Genomic DNA, 15,049 nt, shown 5'->3' on the forward strand with positions numbered 1-15,049 from the left:
ACCCCGGTCACTCCGTTACGCCTGAGCCTCGTACGGCAGCAGCTCGGGACGCTTCGGCGGGCGGCCGTCGCCGGAGGAACGGCCGGTCAGGCGCCGGCCTATCCAGGGGAGCAGGTGCTCACGGGCGAACCGCGCGTCCGCGACCCGGCGTGTCACCCAGCCCGGCGGGAGCGTGGCCGGCATCGGCACGTGCCACTCGGCGTCCTCCGGCTCGTACCCGAGCGTCTGCCAGACCGCCTCGGCGACCCGGCGATGCCCCTCCGCCGTCAGATGCAGCCGGTCCACGTCCCACAGCCGGGGGTCGCCCAGCGCGGGCGCCCCGTACAGGTCGACCACGACCGCGCCGTGCCGGTCGGCCAGCTCCTCCACGCAGGCGAACAGCTCCTCCATGCGGGGCCGGAACCGCTCCAGGACCGGGCCCTGCCGGCCGGGGCTGCGCATCAGCACCAGCTGCTTGCAGGACGGCGCCAGCCGCTCCACGGCCTCAGTCAGCAGGCCCTTCACCCGGCCCATGTCGCACTTGGGCCGCAGGGTGTCGTTGAGCCCGCCGACCAGTGTGACCACATCGGCGTTCATGGCCGCCGCCACGTCCACCTGCTCGTCGACGATCTGCTTGATCAGCTTCCCGCGCACGGCCAGGTTGGCGTACCTGAAGCCCGGAGTGCGGGCGGCCATCCGCGCGGCGAGCAGGTCGGCCCAGCCCCGGTAGGAGCCGTCGGGCAGCAGATCCGACATGCCCTCGGTGAAGGAGTCGCCGACCGCGACCAGGCTGCTGTAGGGGGGAGGTGTGGGATTCGTCTGCATGGCGCCAGCGATGGTATCCCGTCGACATACCCGCCGGTCGGTCGCCCCGGAAACCTATGCCCGCCCGGCCCACGCCGCCCCGCCTGTACCCCACGGCCCCTCGACCCCTCGACCCCTCGGCCCCTCGGCCCCTCGGCCCCTCGGCCCCACGGCTCCTCGGCCCCACAGGTCCCGAGTCCGTGGCCTCCTGGGTCTCCGGACTCGCCGGGCCTCCAGGCCCGCACGGGCCTCCGGCCGGGCAGTACCGCCGCCGGACTCGCACGGCCGCCCCGCCCGCCCGGCGCCCGGCCGGGCAGTACCGGCGCCGGACTCGCACGGCCGCACCGCCCGCCCGGCGCCCGGACCCGCCCGCAGCCGCGGATTCCCTCGCCCCGGCCGGTCAGCCCCCACGGCCCCGGCACCCCGATGCCCTGGCCCCGGCACCCCGATGCCCTGGCCTCGGCCCCAGCCCCCAGCCCCCGCCGCACCCGCCGGAGGCTCACGCGGGCTGGCCGAAGAGTTCCCGTAGGACGTCCTCCATGGTCACCAGGCCGGCCAGGCGGCCGTCGTCGCCGAGTACCGCCGCGACGTGCGTGCGGCTGCCGCGCATCGCGGTGAGCACGTCGTCCAGCGGGGTCCGCTCCCGCACGCGGGCGATGGGCCGCATGTCCCGCAGCCGGAACGGAACGTCCCGCGGCGAGGCGTCCAGGGCGTCCTTGACGTGCAGATACCCCACGATCCGACGCCCCACGTCGACCACCGGGAACCGGGAGAAGCCCGAGTCGGCCGAGAGGCGCTCCAACTGCTCCGGAGTGACGCCCATGTGCGCGTACACCACCCGTTGCAGCGGCACCACGACATCCCGCACCGGTCGGCTGCCCAGCTCCAGGGCGTCGTGCAGCCGTTCCTGCGCCCGGTCGTCGATCAGGCCCGCCTGACTGGCGTCCTTGACGATCTCGGCGAGTTCGGCGTCCGTGAAGGTGGCCGCGACCTCGTCCCTGGCCTCCACCCTGAGCAGCTTCAGCAGCCCGTTGGCGAAGGCGTTGACCGTGAAGATCACCGGGCGCAGGGCCCGGGACAGCGCGACCAGGGGAGGGCCGAGCAGCAGCGCGCTGCGCACCGGTTCGGCGAGCGCGATGTTCTTCGGGACCATCTCGCCCAGCAGCATGTGCAGATAGGTCGCCAGGGTCAGCGCGATGACGAAGGACACGGCGTGACCCGCGCTCACGGGCACCCCGACCGCGTGGAACACCGGCTCCAGCAGATGCGCGATCGCCGGCTCGGCGACCACGCCCAGGACCAGCGTGCACAGCGTGATGCCGAGCTGGGCGGCGGCCAGCAGCGCGGAGACGTGCTCCAGGCCCCACAGCACGGCCTTCGCGCGCCGGTCGCCCTCCTGGGCCAGCGGCTCGACCTGCGAGCGGCGCACGGAGATCAGCGCGAACTCGGCGCCGACGAAGAAGGCGTTGACAACGAGGGTCGCCAGTCCGATCAGCAGCTGTACGGCGGTCATCGCGCCCCCTCCGCGGACTCCTGGGCCCGCTCGTCGTCCAGGGGCGCGTGCAGCAGCACCCGCGCCGCCCGGCGGCCCGTGGCGTCCACCACGTCCAGCCGCCAGCCCTCGACCTCGACCGCGTCACCGGTCACCGGTATCCGGCCCAGCAGGGTCGCGACCAGCCCCGCCAGGGTCTCGTACGGCCCCTCGGGCACCCGCAGTCCCACGCGCGCGAGCTGGTCGGTGCGGGCGGCGCCGTCGGCCGAGTACAGGGCCCGGCCCTGCTCGTCCGCCCCGGCGGGGGCGAGGTCGGGCGTCTCGTGCGGGTCGTGCTCGTCCCGCACCTCGCCCACGACCTCCTCGACGATGTCCTCCAGGGTCGCCACACCGGCCGTGCCGCCGTACTCGTCGATGACGACGGCCATGGTGCGCCGGCCGCCGAGGCGGTCCAGCAGCCGGTCGACGGTCAGGGACTCGGGCACCAGCAGCGGCTCGCGCATCACCTGGGCCACCGTGCGATGGCGCCGCTGGTCGGCGGGGACGGCCAGCACGTCCTTGATGTGGGCGGTCCCGACGACCGAGTCCAGCGTGCCCTGGTAGACGGGGAACCGGGACAGGCCGGTGGCGCGCGTCGCGTTCGCCACGTCCTCGCAGGTCGCCTGCGCGTCGAGTGCGATGACCTGGACGCGCGGGGTCATCACGTTCTCCGCGGTCAGGTCGGCCAGGTTCAGCGTCCGCACGAACAGCTCGGCGGTGTCCGGCTCCAGCGCGCCCTCCTTGGCGGAGTGCCGGGCGAGGGCCGCGAGCTCCTGCGGGCCGCGCGCCGAGGCCAGCTCCTCGGCGGGTTCCACGCCCAGCCGGCGTACGACGTGGTTGGCCGTGTTGTTCAGGTGGGTGATGAAGGGCCGGAAGGCCGCGCTGAACCAGCGCTGCGGGTTGCCGACCCGCTTGGCCATGGCCAGCGGCGCGGAGATCGCCCAGTTCTTCGGCACCAGCTCACCGACGACCATCAGGAACACCGTCGACAGCGCCGTACCGAGCACCAGGGCGGCCGAGCTCGCCGCGCCTTCCGACAGACCCATGGCCCGGAAAGGACCGGCGAGCAGCTTGGCGATCGACGGTTCGGCAAGCATGCCGACGACCAGGTTGGTCACGGTGATGCCGAGCTGTGCGCCGGACAGCTGGAAGGTCAGGTTCCGTACGGCCTTCAGGGCGCCGGCGGCACCGCGCTCGCCGCGCTCGGCGGCCCGCTCGAGTTCGCCGCGCGCCACCGTGGTCAGCGAGAACTCCGCCGCGACGAAGGCCCCGCAGGCCATGGACAGCAGGATGGCCACCAGAAGGAGCAGCACTTCGGTCATCGGGTCACCCCCGTCCCATGATCGGACAGGGCGCGACGGGACGCGCGGTGACGCGAACTGGGAGGCTCGCCCATGGGCGGACGCTCACAACCTTTCATAGAGGGCCGAGTGCTCCCTCCATGGTAAAGGATGGGCAAAGAAGGCCTGGTGTCTTCAGTCGGTGAGCGGCTTCACCCAGCGCCGCCAGTGTTCCTCGGGGTCGTAACCGGCGGCGCTCCAGGCGTGGTGCGCGGTCGCGTTGCGGACCAGCACCATCGCGTCCGCGCGGCGCCCGCCGAGCCGTACGAACCGCTCCTCGGCGGCGGCCAGCAGCGCCGACCCGATGCCCTGCCGGCGCCGCTCCGGATGCACCGCGAGCCGGTAGAGATGGCAGCGCCAGCCGTCGAATCCCGCGATCACCGTGCCCAGCAGCTCGCCCGCCTGCTCGGCAAGGATCAGCGCTTCGGGGTCGAGGGCCACCAGCCGCTCCACCCCGTCCCGGTCGTCGCTGATGCTGGTGCCCTCGGCGGCCGTCTTCCAGAAGGCGAGCACGGTGTCGAGGTCGTCGCGGGCCGCCGGGCGGATGCGCAGATGAGTCATGTGATCATCGGAGCACGCGGCGCGAGCCGTGCGCGGGGATTTCCATCATGCGGACTCCTCTGGCGGGCTCTTCAGGCGGGCTCCTCGCGCAGCCGCTCCATCACCGGTGCGAAGGCCTCCATGTACGGTTCCAGCACGGTCAGGTAGGAGAAGCCGAAGCGCTCGCGCTGCGCCCGCACCCGCGCCACGATCTCCTCCAGGGGACCGGCCAGCACGAGGGGCAGGGCCAGTGCGGAGTCCAGGCTCAGCTGCGGCTGCCGTTCCAGCAGTGGCTTCAGCACGGGCTCCGGGTCGTCGGTGACCGCCACGAGCTGGATCAGCAGGTTCAGTTCCGCCGGTTCCGCGCGGCCCGCCGCCAGGGCCCGGTAGCGCGCCACCCGCTCGTCCAGCTCCTCGGCGGTGAGCGGTGCCAGCGACCCCGGAGCGGAGCCCGGCCGGGCTCCGGTGAAGGCCGCGATGTCCGCGTGCTCGGCGGTCAGCCGCAGCATCCGGTCGCCGTTGGCGCCGATCAGCAGCGGCACCCGGGACTGGGCGGGACACGGCTGGTGGTTGTCGCAGCCCAGCAGCCGGTCCAGTTCCTCGACCGTGCGCCGCAGATGGTCCACCCGTTCGCCCGGTGAGCCGTACGGCAGCCCCGCCGTCTCGTGCTCGGCCGGCACGTACCCGGTGCCCAGCCCGAGTTCGAGGCGTCCGCCGGTGAGCGCGTCCGTGGTCGCCACCTCACGGGCCAGCAGCGCCGGGTTGTAGAACCCCGCGTTGAGCACGAACGTGCCGAGCCGGGGCCGCTCGGTCGCCTCGGCCGCCGCGACCAGGGCCGGGAACGGAGCGGGCATCCCGAGGTGGTCCGGGACGAGGATCACGTCGTAGCCCAGCTCCTCGGCGCGCCGGCACTTCGCGCGCCACTCGGCGGCGGGCGCGGGCGTGAGCAGACTGACCCCGAAGCGGAACGGACGGGACATCAACTCTCCCTGGTGACGGGTGACTTGGGCTACCGCCGTGATTCCATCACTCGTGCGCGATCGCCGCCAGCACGTTCATCCGCGACGCCCGCAGCGCCGGCAGCAGGGCCGCCACCACGCCCACCACCGCCGAGCCGATCACGACGCCGACGATCGTGCTCCAGGGGAACGCCAGCGCCGTCAGCCCGCGCAGGGCCAGCACCTGCTGCATGCACACGCCCCACACGAGCCCCAGCGCCAGCCCGAGGACCGCGCCGAACACCGCGATCACCACCGACTCCAGCCGGATCATCCGGCGCAACTGCCGTCGCCCCAGCCCGATCGCCCGCAGCAGCCCGATCTCACGGGTGCGCTCCACCACCGACAGGGCGAGGGTGTTGACCACACCGAGCACGGCGATGACGATCGCCAGTCCGAGCAGCGCGTACACCAGGTAGAGCAGGACGGCGATCTGGTCGTGCACGAGCTGCTTGTAGTCGGTCTGGTTGCGCACCTGGACCTGCGGAAACGGCTTCAGCGCGTGCTCCAGCCGGGGGCGCAGGTCCTGCGGTTGCGTGCCGGTGGCCGCGTTGACGAAGAGCGCGGAGTCCTGCGCGTCCGGGGCGTACTTCTCGAGGGTGGCGAGGCCGAAGAACAGGCCGCCCTGGGCGCCGAAGCCCTCGGCCGTCTCCTGCTTGGTGAGGGCGGCGACGGTCAGCTCGGCGTGCCGCCCGCCCGGGAAGTCCACCGGCAGGACACTGCCGACCCGCACACCGTGGTCCCGGGCGTAGTCGGCGTCCATGGCGAGGTGCCCGTCCGCCAGCGCCGCCGCCGAACCGCCCTGGGCGTAGGTGAGGTGCACGACGTCGTCGAGCCGGGGGCCGTACGCGGCGGCGGCCGTCGTGACCCGGGCGCCGTTCGGCAGCCGTACGGCGACCTGGGTGAGCCGCTGCGGTACGACGAGCCCCACACCGCGCGTGCGGGCCAGGGTGTTCCGCACCTCCTGGGTGAACGGCGTGAAGTTGGTGTTCTGGACGATGAAGTCGGCGCCGAGCGTGCGGTCGATCTGCCGGTCGAACGACGCGGACATAGAGGCGCTCGCCACCGACATCCCGCCGACCAGGGCCAGGCCCACCATGAGCGCGGCGGCGGTGGCGCCGGTACGGCGGGGATTGCGCAGGGCGTTGCGCTGGCTCATCAGGCCCACCGGACCGAACAGCGCGGGGAAGGCAGCGCCCAGCACCCGGATCACCGGCCGCACCAGCAGCGGGCCGGCGACGACGGTCGCGATCAGCGTCAGGGCCACGCCGAGAGCGAGCAGCGAGGCCGCCTGGGCGGTCTTCGTGGCCGCCGCACACCCCGCGAGCGCCGCCGCGCCGACCGTCCCGATCACCGCACCGACGACCGCCCGCGTCCGCAACGGCTTGCCCACACCGGCCACTTCGGCGTCCACCAGCGCCGCCATCGGCGAGACGGCCGCCGCGCGCCGCGCGGGCAGGTAGGCGGCCACGAACGTGACGCCGAGACCGACGACGTACGCCGCGGCGGGCGTGCCCCAGCCGATGACCATCTCCGTGGCCTTCAGGTTCATCCCGAACGCGCTCATGAGCCGGATCAGCCCCAGGGCCAGCCCGATCCCGGCCGCGAGGCCCAGCGTCGAACCGACCAGCCCGAGCAGCAGCGCCTCGGTGAGCACCGAGCGCCGCACCTGCCGCCGGTCCGCGCCCAGGGCCCGCAGCAGGCCGAGTTCGCGGGTGCGCTGGGCGATGAGCATGGAGAAGGTGTTGACGATGAGGAACACGCCGACGAGGAGCGCGACACCGGCGAAGCCCAGCATCACGTACTTGATCACGTCCAGGAACGTGCCGAGGCTGGCCGCCGCCGACTTGGCCTGTTCGTTCGCGGTCTTCAGGTCGTAGCTGCCGGTGTCGACCGCCCGGGCGACCCGCCGCTTGAGCTCCGTGTCGGACACGCCCTTGGCCGCGTCCACCGCGATGCTGGTCGCCTTCGCGGCCGAACCGAGCAGTTCGCGGCCCGCCACCGCCGGGTCCAGGAAGACCAGGGCTGCGCCGGGGTTGGTGGTGGTGAAGGTGGCGATGCCGACGACCCGCACCCGGAACATGCCGGGCTGGGCCTGCACGGTCAGCGTGTCGCCGATCCGTACGTGCTTCTTGCGCGCCGTGTCGGCGTCGAGCAGCGCCTCACCGGCGCCGTGCGGTGCGTGGCCGGAGGTGAGGCGCACCGGGCTGCGGTGGGTGACGTACCAGGCCAGCGCGATGGTCGGAGCGCCGGTGGTCGGGCCGACGGACCTGTCGCGGCTGTCGACCACGACCGCGTTCTGCACCGACACCTCGGCACGGGCCGCCGCGACGCCGTCGACCCGCGCCACCCGGTCCCGCAGCGCGGCCGGGAGCGTCTGCACCGAACCGCTCACCCGGGCCGAGCGCAGGTCCAGCTGTTTCGGCTGGACCGTCACATCGGCGGCGGTGGAGGCGAACAGCCGGTCGAAGGTGCGCGTGACGGTGTCGGAGAAGATGAGACTGCCCGCGACGAACGCCACGGACAGGATCACGGCCAGCGCGGACAGCGCGAGCCGCCCCTTGTGCGCGAGGAAACTCCTCAGGGTCGCCTTGAGCACCCGGTCAGTCCTCTCGGGTGGTGCCGTCGTCGCCGTCGCCCTCGACCAGCCGCTCCCGGACCACGTCGAAGCGCTTCATGCGGTCCAGTACGGCGTCCGCCGTCGGCCGTTCCATGTCGTCCACGATGCGTCCGTCGGCCAGGAAGAGCACCAGGTCGGAGTGGGCGGCGGCGCCCGGGTCGTGCGTGACCATGACGACCGTCTGCCCGAGATCGTCCACCGCGCCGCGCAGAAAGCCCAGCACCTCCAGACCGGCCCGCGAGTCGAGGTTGCCGGTCGGCTCGTCGGCGAAGATCAGCTCCGGCCGGGAGGCCAGCGCCCGCGCGCAGGCGACCCGCTGCTGCTGACCGCCGGAGAGCTGGGCGGGCCGGTGCGTGAGGCGGTCGCGCAGGCCCAGCGTGTCGATGACCTGGTCCAGCCACCGCGGATCGGGCCTGCGTCCCGCGATGTCCATGGGCAGGGTGATGTTCTCGGCGGCCGTCAGCGTCGGGATGAGGTTGAACGACTGGAACATGAACCCGACCCGGTCCCGCCTGAGCCGGGTCAGGTCCCGGTCCCGGAGCCCGGTGATCTCGGTGTCGCCCAGCCACACCTGACCCGCCGACACCGTGTCGAGCCCCGCCAGACAGTGCATCAGCGTGGACTTCCCGGACCCGGACGGCCCCATCACGGCGGTGAAGCGGCCGCGCGCGATCTCCACGTCCACCGAGTCGAGGGCGATGACGGCCGTCTCGCCGGAGCCGTACGCCTTGGTCAGCCCGCGGGCGCGGGCCGCGACGGCGCCGCCCGGCGCGTGCTGCGCAGCAGGTGTGGACAAGACCGCCTCCCGGTCGCCGGAACCGCCCGTCCCGGGCGAGCGTAGGCGAGAAGCCGGCCCGGCGCACCGATTCACGCGCCCTTGCCTTGCTAGCATCCGAGCGCTAGCGTCGAGGTATGGCGAAGACCCAGCTGAACGTGCGCGTGGACGAGGGCACCGCCCGCGCCGCCCGCGAACGCGCCCTGGCCCGCGGTATCAGCGTCAACCGCTATATCGAAGAGCTGGTCAGACAGGACACCGGTGAGGCGGGCCGTACGTTCGTGGAGGCCGCCGCCGACTTCATGAAGCAGTACGAGTCCGTGTTCGCCGAGGAGTTCGCCGAGACCCGCGGCACCGGCACCGCTGTCGGGGACGGCCGCTGATCCCTTGAACGAGCTCAGCATCGACCTCGCCTGGCTCCTCATGCTCGCCGAACAGAAGACGCCCGGGGACCCTCAGGTCACCGACTGGGGCGCGCTGGTCGCCGCCGTCGCCCGGCACCGGGCCGAGATATTCGGCGTGCCCGTCTACGACGACCCGCACGCCCGTGCCGCCTCCCTGCTCCAGTTGCTCATCCACCTCCCGGCGCTGGAGCGCTCCAACGCGCTGTTCGCCTCGGCGGTCGCCTATGCCTACCTGGTCGCCAGCGGCGAGAAGGTGGCCACCTCGGCCGAGCAGGTGCGGGACCTTGCCCGGCTGGTGAAGGAGGGCGCTGCCGGGGTGGACGACATCGCGCGCGAACTGCGCCGCTGGAGCCTGTGACTTCGGGTGCGCTGCCGGGGCGGGCGGCCGCGGGCACGGGGCCCGAGTCCGGGATCAGCGTGCGTCCGGCTCGTCCGGCCGCCAGGCGATCCCGAGCGTGCAGTAGGAGGCCGGCAGCGTCGGGCCCGTCTCCGGCATCACCACCTGCCGTTGCGGTCCGAGGACGAACCCCGCCTCGCGCAGTGCGGCCACCGGCTGCCGGGCCAGATGACAGCCCCCGGCCAGGGCGGGCCGCACGGTCCGGTCCAGGGTGCGCTGGGTCAGTCTCATCACCCGGCCGCCGCCCTGACCGTGCTCGAAGAACCGCACCTGTCCGCCCGGTTTGACCACCCGCCGCACCTCGCCCAGCGCGCGGGCCACGTCCCGGACGCTGCACAGCACCAGGGACAGCACGGCCGCGTCGAAGGCCTCGCTCTTGACCGGCAGCGCCTCCGCCGCGCCCGGCACGACGTCGACCGGAACCCCGCAGCGCAGGGCCGACTCCAGCGCCAGCTTCCTGAGCAGCGGCTCCGGTTCGATCGCGACGACCTCGGCGACGGTACCGGGGTAGTGCGAGAAGTTCAGCCCGTTGCCCGCGCCGATCTCGATCACCCGCCCGGACAGCCCGGCCAGCATCCGCTCCCGTATCCCGGCCAAGCCCAGCCGGGTCTCCGCGCGCACGCTGTACCGGGCGTAGCAGCGGGCGAACAGGGGGTGGTGGACGGGATTCCGCGCCACTTTCTCGGAGCCGGACAGCAGCCGCATGGCGAACCTCCCAGGGGACGGCCTACCAGGAGTGTCCCCGTACGACGGCTCTCCCACCCTTGGCAGCAGCGCGCGTCACGGGGCCCCGCCCCGAACCCCGCCAGGGGCTCCGCCCCTGGACCCCACCCTCGCCCACCCACCACCCGACTCGGCCGGCTGGAGGGTGGGCCCGCCACTCGGCTCGGTCGGCTGCGGAGGCGGAACCCGGGCCACGCGCCGTCCGGGCCCGGAGGCCGCCCGGGGCACGGCTCCTGCCAGGCCCGGGCCCCCTGTCGGGTTGGCTGTGGCGCCTGTAGGGCCGAGGTCCCGCGTCGCGTCGGTCACCTTCCTGCCGGTCCCCGGGGTGCCGGAACGAGCCCGGCCGGAGTGGTGGTCGTACCGGGCATGCGCAGTCTCTCGCCTAGGGCGTCGAGCGTGTCCGGAACGCCTCCGCATCCCACGTGCCGTCCAGGCGGGGCGCCAGCCACTCCCGTGCCGCTGTGCGGAAGTCGGCCGGTGCCAGCGTCCCCGCCCCGGCGGGGATCGCGCCGAGCAGTGGAGCGCCTGCGACCTCCGGGAGGTCGGCCACGTTGCAGCGGGCGGCGAGGTCGGGGGAGTCGGGCCAGCTGCCGATCACCACGCCGGCCAACTCCAGGTTCCGGCGCCGTAGTTCGAGCGCCGTCAGCTCGGTGGTGTTGAGGGTGCCCAGGCCTGCCTGGGCGACCACCAGCACCGGTGCGCCGAGCAGCTCGGCCGCGTCGGCCAGCGTGCCGCCGGCCGCGTCGAAGCGGACGAGCAGTCCGCCCGCCCCCTCGACCAGCACCAGCTCGTGCTCAGCGGCCAGCTTGGCCGCCCGCTCGGCCACCTCGTGCGGGTGGACGGGGGCCATGCCCGCCCGCCGGGCAGCGGTACCGGGCGCCAACGGCTCAGGAAAGCGGGCCAGTTCCGTGGCCGTGACCGTCCCCGCGAGCCGCGCGACCTCGTCGGCGTCCCCGCGCTCGTCCGGCCGTACGCCCGTCTGCGCGGCCTTCAGCACGGCCACCGAGCGCCCCGCCGCGAGCGCCGCGGCGGCGACGGCGGCGGTGGTGACGGTCTTGCCGACCTCCGTGCCCGTGCCCGTGATCACCAGTACCGTCATGTCATCCCTCCCGCGCCGCGGCGCACACCGCGCGCGCGATCCGTGCCACGTCCTCGTCCGAGGTGATGTACGGCGGCATCGTGTAGATCAGGTCGCGGAACGGGCGTAGCCACACGCCCTCCCGCACGGCGGCGGCGGTGGCCGCGGCCATGTCCACCTCGTGGTCGAGCTGGACGACGCCGATCGCCCCGAGGACGCGGACGTCCTGTACACCGGGCAGCTCGCGCGCCGGCGACAGGCCCGCCCACAGACCCGCCTCGATCCGCTTGACCTCCGTCCGCCAGTCCTGCCCCAGGAGCAGTTCGATGGACGCGCAGGCCACGGCCGCCGCCAGCGGGTTGCCCATGAACGTCGGTCCGTGCGCGAGCACCGGCACCTCACCCCGTGAGATGCCGTCGGCGACCCGTGCGGTGCACAGCGTGGCCGCCAGCGTCAGATAGCCGCCGGTCAGCGCCTTGCCTACGCACATCACATCCGGGGTGACGCCCGCGTGCTCCGCGGCGAACAGCGCGCCGGTGCGGCCGAAGCCGGTGGCGATCTCGTCGAACACCAGCAGCACGTCGTGCGCGTCGCAGGCCTCGCGCAGCACGCGCAGATAGGCGGGGGAGTGGAAGCGCATGCCGCCCGCACCCTGCACCACCGGCTCCACGATCACCGCGGCCAGCTCGTCCGCGTGGCGGGCGATCAGTTCGCGCAGATGGTCGGCGTACGACTCCTCGTACTCCGGCGGCGGCGCGTCCGCGAAGACCTGGTGCGGCAGCACGCCCGACCACAGGGCGTGCATGCCGCCCTTGGGGTCGCACACCGACATCGGGTTCCAGGTGTCGCCGTGGTAGCCGCCCCGCCAGGTCAGCAGCCGCTGCTTGCCGGGCCGGCCGAGCGAGCGCCAGTACTGCAGGCACATCTTCACCGCGACCTCGACCGAGACCGAACCGGAGTCGGCGAGGAAGACGTGCTCCAGACCATTCGGCGACATGTCGACAAGGTGCTTCGCCAGCCGTACGGCCGGCTCGTGGGTGAGCCCGCCGAACATCACATGGCTCATCCGCCCGAGCTGGTCGCGCGCCGCCTCGTTGAGGACCGGGTGGTTGTAGCCGTGGATCGCCGACCACCAGGACGACATGCCGTCCACCAACTCGCCCGAGCCGTCCGCGAGCCGCAGCCGGACCCCGCTCGCCGACTCCACGACGAGCGGTTCGGCACGTCCGGGCATGGGGCCGTACGGATGCCACACGTGCCGTCGGTCCAGCTCCAGCAGCTCGGGCACGGTCAGGCCGGGCAGGTCAGGCATTGGGCGCGAGGTCCGTTCCGGCGCCCCGGCGGCGGACGGCGACGAGATCGGTGCGCGCCTCCTGCGCGGCCGGCGCCGCCGTCGTACCGCAGACACCCGCGCCCTCGTGACCGCACGCGTCCGCGCCCTCGTGCGAGCCGCAGCCCTCGTGCGAGCCACAGCCCTCGTGCGAGCCGCAGACCGATCCGCAGCCGGCCGCGGCCTCGACCCGGTGCTCCGGCAGCGTCACCTCGCCGGCGCCCTCCACCTCGAACCCGGCGTCCGCGATCATCTCCAGGTCGGCCTTGCCGGCCTGGCCCTCACTGGTCAGGTAGTCGCCGAGGAAGATGGAGTTGGCCAGGTGCAGCGCGAGCGGCTGCATCGTGCGCAGGTGGACCTCACGGCCGCCCGCGATCCGGACCTCCACGTCCGGGCAGACGAACCGGACCATCGCGAGGATCCGCAGACACCGCTGCGGGGTGAGGTTCCACTCCTTGGCCAGCGGGGTGCCCTCGAACGGGATGAGGAAGTTCACCGGCACCGAGTCCGGGTCCAGTTCGCGCAGGCTGAAGACCACGTCCACCAGGTCCTCGTCGCTCTCGCCCATGCCCGCGATCAGACCGGAGCAGGCGGACAGACCGGCCGCGTGCGCCTTCTGCACCGTGTCCACCCGGTCGGCGTACGTGTGCGTGGTCGTGATGTCCGCGTACGTCCCCTCGGACGTGTTGAGGTTGTGGTTGTAGGCGTCCGCGCCCGCCTCGCGCAGCCGCTCGGCCTGGCCGTCGGAGAGCAGACCGAGGCAGGCGCAGACCTCGACCTGCTCGTTCTGCTCCTTGATGGTCCGGATCGTCTCCGAGACCCGGTCCACGTCACGGTCCGTCGGGCCGCGCCCGCTGGCCACGAGGCAGACCCGCTTGGCGCCGCCCGCGAGGCCCGCGGCGGCCGCCTTGGAGGCCTCGTCGGGCTTGAGCCACGTGTACTTCAGGATGTCGGCCTTCGAGCCGAGTCGCTGGGAACAGTAGGAGCAGTCCTCCGGGCACAGGCCCGACTTGAGGTTCACCAGATAGTTGAGTTTCACCCGTCGCCCGAACCAGTGCCGGCGCACCTTTCCGGCCGCGGCCACCACATCGAGCACGTCGTCGTCGGAGGTGGCCAGCACGGCGAGCGCTTCCTCGCGGGTCGGCAGCTCGCGCCGCAGCCCCTTGTCCACCAGCGTGTTCAGCAGGTCCATGAGGCCTGATCCTGTCCTACGGGACCGCCCCGGGCCAAGGAGAGTTCGCACAACGAAGGCGGATCACCGTGTGGGTATTGCCACACCGTGGGTGACCGGTAGTGCCGCTAGTGTCTGTCCGCTACCTACAAAAGCCCCGGAGGACCCATGGCGTTCGGCTGGATCGACGAGCAGGCCGAGGCGCGCCGCCGCGCCGGACTCGTACGCACCCTGCGCCCGCGCCCCGCCGAGTCAGCCCTGCTGGATCTGGCGAGCAACGACTACCTGGGCCTCGCCCACCATCCCGAGGTCACCGAGGGGGCCGTGCGGGCCGCCCGGACCTGGGGCGGCGGCTCGACCGGCTCCCGGCTCGTCACCGGCACCACCGAGCTGCACACCGAGCTGGAGCGCGAACTGGCCGCCTTCTGCGGTTTCGAGGCGGCGCTGGTGTTCTCCTCCGGTTACGCCGCCAACCTGGCCGCGGTCACCACGCTCGGCCCGCACGGCTCGCTGATCGTCTCCGACGCCGGCAACCACGCCTCCCTCATCGACGGCTGCCGGCTGGCGCGGGGCGAGCGGCAGGTCGTCGGGCACGCCGATCCGGAGGCGGTGCGCAAGGCCCTGGCCACCCACCAGGGACCGGCGATCGCCGTCTCCGACACGGTGTTCTCGGTCGACGGCGACCGGGCCCCGCTGGCCGGGCTGGCCGAGGCGTGCCGGGAGCACGGCGCGGGACTGGTCGTGGACGACGCGCACGGGCTCGGGGTGCTGGGCGACGGCGGCCGGGGCGCTCCGTACGCGGCCGGTCTTTCGGGTGCCGAGGACGTGGTGGTCACGGCCACTCTCTCCAAGTCGCTGGGCAGTCAGGGCGGAGTGGTGCTCGGCCCGGCGCGGGTGATCGACCACCTGGTCAACGCGGCCCGGACCTTCATCTTCGACACCGGCCTCGCCCCGGCGGCGGCCGGCGCCGCGCTCGCGGCACTGCGGCTGCTCGTCCGCGAGCCGGAGCGTGCGGCGCGGGCCCGCGCGGTGGCGGCGGACCTGCACGCACGGCTGACCGCCGCGGGTCTGGAAGCGGTGCGTCCGGACGCCGCGGTGGTCTCCGTGCGGGCTCCGTCCCCGGAGCAGGCCGTGCGCTGGGCGGCCGACTGCCGTACCGCGGGGCTCGCCGTGGGCTGTTTCCGTCCTCCTTCCGTGCCCGACGGCATCTCACGGCTGCGGCTGACGGCCCGCGCGGACCTGTCCGGGGCCGAGATCGAACGCGCTGTACGGGTGATCGGCGAAACGCGACCATGAGTCGGCGTGACACGGCCGTGCTTCAACCTTGGATGGCTATGAGTGACCGGTCGAGATCGGTTC

14 protein-coding genes are annotated in these 15,049 nt (G+C 73.3%); 3 read left to right on the forward strand and 11 right to left on the reverse strand.

What is annotated here, in order from left to right; translation table 11 throughout:
• Positions 1 to 15: 15 nt before the first annotated feature.
• The 7 genes from ABB07_RS33015 to ABB07_RS33045 all read right to left on the reverse strand — a co-directional run bounded on the left by ABB07_RS33015 (position 16) and on the right by ABB07_RS33045 (position 8,608).
• Positions 16 to 804 carry an SGNH/GDSL hydrolase family protein gene (locus ABB07_RS33015; protein WP_208902142.1) on the reverse strand — a complete coding sequence of 263 codons (789 nt, stop codon included), beginning with the start codon at positions 802 to 804 and terminating at the stop codon, positions 16 to 18.
• A 478-nt stretch (positions 805 to 1,282) separates the two neighbouring features.
• Positions 1,283 to 2,296, reverse strand: a complete 1,014-nt coding sequence (locus ABB07_RS33020; protein WP_208902143.1) for a hemolysin family protein — start codon at positions 2,294 to 2,296, stop codon at positions 1,283 to 1,285.
• A complete protein-coding gene (locus tag ABB07_RS33025) occupies positions 2,293 to 3,636 on the reverse strand; it encodes a hemolysin family protein (protein WP_208902144.1) in 1,344 nt (447 codons plus the stop codon). Before ABB07_RS33025 ends, ABB07_RS33020 begins: the two co-directional genes overlap by 4 nt.
• 153 nt (positions 3,637 to 3,789) lie before the next feature.
• On the reverse strand, positions 3,790 to 4,215 hold the full coding sequence (locus ABB07_RS33030) for a GNAT family N-acetyltransferase (protein WP_208902145.1): 426 nt from the start codon (positions 4,213 to 4,215) through the stop codon (positions 3,790 to 3,792).
• A gap of 71 nt (positions 4,216 to 4,286) precedes the next feature.
• Positions 4,287 to 5,174, reverse strand: coding sequence for an LLM class F420-dependent oxidoreductase (locus tag ABB07_RS33035; protein WP_208902146.1), 888 nt, complete (start codon positions 5,172 to 5,174; stop codon positions 4,287 to 4,289).
• Between the two features lie 46 nt (positions 5,175 to 5,220).
• On the reverse strand, positions 5,221 to 7,791 hold the full coding sequence (locus ABB07_RS33040; protein ID WP_208902147.1) for an ABC transporter permease: 2,571 nt from the start codon (positions 7,789 to 7,791) through the stop codon (positions 5,221 to 5,223).
• A 4-nt stretch (positions 7,792 to 7,795) separates the two neighbouring features.
• Positions 7,796 to 8,608 (reverse strand): ABC transporter ATP-binding protein, encoded by an 813-nt coding sequence (locus ABB07_RS33045; protein ID WP_208902148.1) that lies wholly within the window; start codon positions 8,606 to 8,608, stop codon positions 7,796 to 7,798.
• A gap of 116 nt (positions 8,609 to 8,724) precedes the next feature.
• Here ABB07_RS33045 and ABB07_RS33050 point away from each other — a divergent pair, with 116 nt between their 5' ends.
• Both ABB07_RS33050 and ABB07_RS33055 read left to right on the forward strand, forming a co-directional pair.
• Positions 8,725 to 8,970 carry a toxin-antitoxin system HicB family antitoxin gene (locus ABB07_RS33050; RefSeq protein WP_208902149.1) on the forward strand — a complete coding sequence of 82 codons (246 nt, stop codon included), beginning with the start codon at positions 8,725 to 8,727 and terminating at the stop codon, positions 8,968 to 8,970.
• Between the two features lie 4 nt (positions 8,971 to 8,974).
• Complete coding sequence (locus ABB07_RS33055) at positions 8,975 to 9,349, forward strand: fic family toxin-antitoxin system, toxin component (RefSeq protein WP_208902150.1); 375 nt, start codon at positions 8,975 to 8,977, stop codon at positions 9,347 to 9,349.
• Between the two features lie 54 nt (positions 9,350 to 9,403).
• Here the strand turns inward: ABB07_RS33055 and ABB07_RS33060 are convergent, their stop codons facing one another.
• The 4 genes from ABB07_RS33060 to bioB all read right to left on the reverse strand — a co-directional run bounded on the left by ABB07_RS33060 (position 9,404) and on the right by bioB (position 13,711).
• Positions 9,404 to 10,093: a class I SAM-dependent methyltransferase gene (locus ABB07_RS33060; RefSeq protein WP_208902151.1), complete on the reverse strand. Its 690-nt coding sequence runs from the start codon at positions 10,091 to 10,093 to the stop codon at positions 9,404 to 9,406.
• 400 nt (positions 10,094 to 10,493) lie between these two features.
• On the reverse strand, positions 10,494 to 11,210 hold the full coding sequence (bioD, locus tag ABB07_RS33065) for a dethiobiotin synthase (RefSeq protein WP_208902152.1): 717 nt from the start codon (positions 11,208 to 11,210) through the stop codon (positions 10,494 to 10,496).
• 1 nt (position 11,211) lies between these two features.
• Complete coding sequence (locus ABB07_RS33070) at positions 11,212 to 12,501, reverse strand: adenosylmethionine--8-amino-7-oxononanoate transaminase (RefSeq protein ID WP_208902153.1); 1,290 nt, start codon at positions 12,499 to 12,501, stop codon at positions 11,212 to 11,214.
• The gene (gene bioB / locus ABB07_RS33075; protein WP_208902154.1) at positions 12,494 to 13,711 is read right to left on the reverse strand and encodes a biotin synthase BioB; all 1,218 of its coding nucleotides are present in this window, start codon (positions 13,709 to 13,711) and stop codon (positions 12,494 to 12,496) included. Before bioB ends, ABB07_RS33070 begins: the two co-directional genes overlap by 8 nt.
• 147 nt (positions 13,712 to 13,858) lie before the next feature.
• On the opposite strand from bioB, the gene ABB07_RS33080 reads away from it, so the two are divergent.
• Positions 13,859 to 14,986 carry an 8-amino-7-oxononanoate synthase gene (locus ABB07_RS33080; RefSeq protein ID WP_208902155.1) on the forward strand — a complete coding sequence of 376 codons (1,128 nt, stop codon included), beginning with the start codon at positions 13,859 to 13,861 and terminating at the stop codon, positions 14,984 to 14,986.
• Positions 14,987 to 15,049 lie beyond the last annotated feature (63 nt).

It is taken from the genome of Streptomyces incarnatus (genome assembly GCF_001027185.1).
In the GTDB taxonomy this organism is placed as follows: domain Bacteria; phylum Actinomycetota; class Actinomycetes; order Streptomycetales; family Streptomycetaceae; genus Streptomyces; species Streptomyces puniciscabiei.

Excerpts from the sequence above, each read along its gene's own strand:
- ABB07_RS33015 (WP_208902142.1), bottom strand. The coding sequence starts at position 804 with ATGCAGACGAATCCCACACCTCCCCCCTACAGCAGCCTGGTCGCGGTC.
- ABB07_RS33020 (WP_208902143.1), bottom strand. The coding sequence starts at position 2,296 with ATGACCGCCGTACAGCTGCTGATCGGACTGGCGACCCTCGTTGTCAAC.
- ABB07_RS33025 (WP_208902144.1), bottom strand. The coding sequence starts at position 3,636 with ATGACCGAAGTGCTGCTCCTTCTGGTGGCCATCCTGCTGTCCATGGCC.
- ABB07_RS33030 (WP_208902145.1), bottom strand. The coding sequence starts at position 4,215 with ATGACTCATCTGCGCATCCGCCCGGCGGCCCGCGACGACCTCGACACC.
- ABB07_RS33035 (WP_208902146.1), bottom strand. The coding sequence starts at position 5,174 with ATGTCCCGTCCGTTCCGCTTCGGGGTCAGTCTGCTCACGCCCGCGCCC.
- ABB07_RS33050 (WP_208902149.1), top strand. The coding sequence starts at position 8,725 with ATGGCGAAGACCCAGCTGAACGTGCGCGTGGACGAGGGCACCGCCCGC.
- ABB07_RS33060 (WP_208902151.1), bottom strand. The coding sequence starts at position 10,093 with ATGCGGCTGCTGTCCGGCTCCGAGAAAGTGGCGCGGAATCCCGTCCAC.
- bioD (WP_208902152.1), bottom strand. The coding sequence starts at position 11,210 with ATGACGGTACTGGTGATCACGGGCACGGGCACGGAGGTCGGCAAGACC.
- ABB07_RS33070 (WP_208902153.1), bottom strand. The coding sequence starts at position 12,501 with ATGCCTGACCTGCCCGGCCTGACCGTGCCCGAGCTGCTGGAGCTGGAC.
- bioB (WP_208902154.1), bottom strand. The coding sequence starts at position 13,711 with ATGGACCTGCTGAACACGCTGGTGGACAAGGGGCTGCGGCGCGAGCTG.
- ABB07_RS33080 (WP_208902155.1), top strand. The coding sequence starts at position 13,859 with ATGGCGTTCGGCTGGATCGACGAGCAGGCCGAGGCGCGCCGCCGCGCC.